We start from the raw sequence: 777 nt of genomic DNA, 5'->3' as shown, positions 1-777 counted from the left end.
AAAGCCCCGACATTGCTGTCGAGGCCTTGAATGTGGCAGGGGTGGAGAGATTCGAACTCCCAACACGCGGATTTGGAATCCGCTGCTCTGCCAATTGGAGCTACACCCCTATACGAACGCTATTTTAACGACAATCAGCAAAATAGCTAGGGTTTAGTAAAGCTTCATGCTCCAACTGAACAGGAATTAGGCAATGTCGTGTTTTTCGGCAAGATTTTGTTTGTACTTATTAAATACGAGCAATGCTATAACTGCAGGCCCAGCTACCGCCGTTGCGACTGCTGTACAAAGTAACGTCATTTGAATTAATGCTGATAAATCATTCATTTGATGATTCCCCAAGCCGTTAAATATAAGTTTGATAATACCGTGATGGTATAAAAAAAAACTCTCAATAGTAAGAACCCGCGCGACTCAATTCGATAGTTGCATAGCGTAATATGCAATAAATAAACACTGATCACTTATGGTATGGATTTCTATACAACAAGTTTTAGACGTCATACCACGATAAATCAAACTATTAGTGACATCATTAATAAAAATGCGTACTCGAAGATATAGACAGTGCCCAAGGGAATCTACAGAAAAATTTCTAACAAGGTTTTTAATTGATACTGGAGTGTATGGGACTATACGAAGGTGTAACGATCAAAATTGTGTAAGACTTTCTGATGAGCATAAACGATAAAAAGCCCCGTCATTTCTGACGAGGCTTTTTAATAAATGGCGGAGCGGACGGGACTCGAACCCGCGACCCCCGGCGTGACAGGCCGG

The 777-nt window shown here is 41.4% G+C and carries 1 protein-coding gene and 1 tRNA gene; both read right to left on the bottom strand.

Features of this window, described 5'->3' with window-relative positions; all coding sequences use genetic code 11:
* Window positions 1–33 precede the first annotated feature (33 nt).
* Window positions 34–110: transfer RNA gene (locus ACED36_RS16370), tRNA-Trp, on the bottom strand.
* A 76-nt stretch (window positions 111–186) separates the two neighbouring features.
* Window positions 187–327 (bottom strand): hypothetical protein, encoded by a 141-nt coding sequence (locus tag ACED36_RS16365; protein ID WP_016959520.1) that lies wholly within the window; start codon window positions 325–327, stop codon window positions 187–189.
* Window positions 328–777 lie beyond the last annotated feature (450 nt).

This window comes from Enterovibrio sp. FF113 (assembly GCF_041439165.1).
GTDB classification, from domain to species: domain Bacteria; phylum Pseudomonadota; class Gammaproteobacteria; order Enterobacterales; family Vibrionaceae; genus Enterovibrio; species Enterovibrio norvegicus_A.
Note: the sequence above shows the minus strand (reverse complement) of the source record. Positions and strands in the feature narration are given on the sequence as shown.